The 2,607-nt window shown below is 69.7% G+C and carries 2 protein-coding genes and 1 pseudogene; all 3 read right to left on the reverse strand.

Annotated features, from left to right (window positions below):
* The coding region (locus KH616_RS23990; protein ID WP_292253608.1) for a glucokinase at positions 1–1,172 on the reverse strand (1,172 nt) is incomplete at its 3' end.
* Positions 1,150–1,830, reverse strand: a complete 681-nt coding sequence (gene pgl, locus KH616_RS23995; RefSeq protein WP_292253610.1) for a 6-phosphogluconolactonase — start codon at positions 1,828–1,830, stop codon at positions 1,150–1,152. The genes pgl and KH616_RS23990, both read right to left, overlap by 23 nt.
* Positions 1,831–1,908: 78 nt before the next feature.
* Positions 1,909–2,607: pseudogene (locus tag KH616_RS24000) on the reverse strand (glucose-6-phosphate dehydrogenase); the annotation flags it as partial.

Genomic DNA, 2,607 nt, shown 5'->3' on the forward strand with positions numbered 1-2,607 from the left:
ACCGTCGGCTGGCTGACGTCGGCCTTGCGTGCGATGTCGACGATCGGATCGTTGATGATCGAGCGGGGATGATTCAGCGCGAGATCGGCGACGCGGCGCTCGGCCGGCGTCAGCGCGTCGCGCATCTGGCGGATCCGCTCGAACACGGCCGACGATGCGCCGCCGCTGTGGTTCGACAGCTGCTCGGCGAGAATCGCCGACACGCCGAGGAACGCCGGATACTCGGCGGTGATCAGGTAGGTCGGCACGTTCGACAGATAGTGCGCGAAGCGGCCCTTCGCCTCGAAGCGCTCGCGGAACGACGAGCGCGTGAACAGCTCGCCGAGCTTCAGCGCGACGCCGCCGCCGATATAGACGCCGCCGAGCGCGCCGAGCGTCAGCGCGAGGCTGCCCGCGAACGCGCCGAGGATGCCGCAGAAGCATTCGATGGCTTCGAGCGCGAGCGGATCGCCCGCATGCGCGCGTTCGACGACGTGCGGCGTGTCGACGCTGGCGGCCACGCGCTTCTTGTCGCGCGCGGCGAGCGCGCGGTAGATCAGCTCGATGCCCGGCCCCGCGCAGATGCGCTCGAACGACACGTGCGGAAACTTCTTGCGCGCGTACTGCAGCACGAGATCCTCGCGCTCGTCCTGCGGCGCGAACGACGCGTGGCCGCCTTCGCTGCCGAGAGCGATCCAGCGGTCGTCGGCCGGAATCAGCCCGGATACGCCAAGGCCCATGCCCGGCCCGAGCAGGCCGATCACGCTGTTCTGGCGGCGCGTGCCGCCGCCGATCTGCACGCGCTGCGCATCGGTGAGGCCGGGCAGCGCCATCGCGAGGGCGGTGAAATCGTTGACGACGAGCAGCGTGTCGAAGCCGAGCGCGCGGCGCGTCGCCTCGATCGAGAAGGTCCAGTCGTGGTTGGTCATCGTGACCTGGTCGCCGTCGACCGGATTCGCGATCGCGATCGCCGCGTGGTTGACGCGGCTGATCTTCACGTCCTTCAGGTATTTGCGGATCGCGTCGGTGAGCGTCGGATAGTCGGCGCCCGGGTAGACGCGAATCTGCGTGATCTCGCCCGGCCCGGTCTCCAGCGCGAAGCGCGCGTTGGTGCCGCCGACGTCCGCGAGCAGGCGCGGGCCGTCGGCATGTTGGCTCGCGGCGGCAGCTTTACTTTGCGCACCAGTAGACATCGAGCTTTGTCCCCTTGTCATTGGCCAGTTTTGAAATGGCGTTCTTTTGCGGTGCCGAGGCGGCGGCCTCGAGCACCTCGCGTTTGCGGCTGCCCGCGATCAGCAGGAACAGCCGGTCGATGTGCGTGAGCGCGTCGAGCGAGAAGCTCACGCGCGCGTGCGGCGCCGCGCCGGGATGCACCGCGACGAAGCGCTCCGGCGTCGTGATCGCGTGCTCCCACTCGGGCGCATCCGCGAAAATCGATGCGGTATGGCCGTCCTCGCCCATGCCGAGCACGGCGACGGTCGGCACGCGGTGTGCGGGATTCGCGTTGAGCGCGGCGACGTGCGCGTCGAGCGTCGAGCGCGTATCGACGAGCGGCAGGAACGGCGCAGCCGCGGCCGCATGCTGCAGCAGCGTGTCGTGCACGAGGCGCGCGTTGCTGGCGGGGTCGTCTTCCGGTACCCAGCGGTCGTCGACCAGCGTGACATCGAGGTCCGCCCAGGCGAGCGCCGTGTGCGACAGCGTCTGCAGGAACGGGCGCGGACTGGTGCCGCCCGACACCGCGAGCGTCGGGCGCCCCGGGCGCGCGAGCGCCTCGCGCAGCGCGTGGCCGACCGCCAGCGCAAGCGCCTCGCTTTGGGCTTCCTGCGTGTCGAAAGCGTGGATCTCGATCACATCTCCTCCGGACCGTCGTTGTTTGTTGTGAATGTCGTGGGGCCGCGGCATCGGGCGCGATGCGTCCGATGCCGGGCATCAGTTCTCTTCCTCGAGCCAGCAGGTGCCGTGCTGCGCGAGCATCGCGCTCGCCGCCGCCGGCCCCCACGTGCCCGCCGCATACGGCTTCGGCGGCTTCAGCGAACGCGCCCATTCGTTCAGGATCGGCTCGACCCAGCGCCACGCGGCTTCCTGCTCGTCGCGACGCACGAACAGCGCGAGACGGCCGTTGATCACGTCGAGCAGCAGGCGCTGGTACGCCTCCATCTGGCCTTCCTTGAAGAACTGGTCGAACGCGAGGTCGAGGTGCACGCTCGCGAGATTCATCCCTTCGCCGGGCTGCTTCGCGAGGCAGTACAGCCGGATCGACTCGTTCGGCTGCAGGCGGATCACGAGGCGGTTCGAGCCGGGCCGCAGCGCGGCCGGCCCGAGCGCCGAGTGCGGCACCGGACGGAAGTTCACGACGATTTCCGCGACGCGATCGGCAAGCCGCTTGCCGGTGCGCAGGAAGAACGGCACGCCGGCCCAGCGCCAGTTCTCGATCTCGACCTTCAGTGCGACGAATGTCTCGGTTGCGCTGCCGTCCTTCACGCCCGGCTCGGTCGCATAGGCGGGCACCTGCGCGCCCCGGATCACGCCCGCGTGATACTGGCCGCGCACCGCGACCTTGCCGATGTCGTGCGGATCGACGGGCTTCAGCGCGCGCAGCACGCGCAGCGTTTCGGCAGCGGGCAGGGC

Origin of the sequence: Burkholderia sp. (genome assembly GCF_018375725.1) — a bacterium.
GTDB lineage: Bacteria > Pseudomonadota > Gammaproteobacteria > Burkholderiales > Burkholderiaceae > Burkholderia.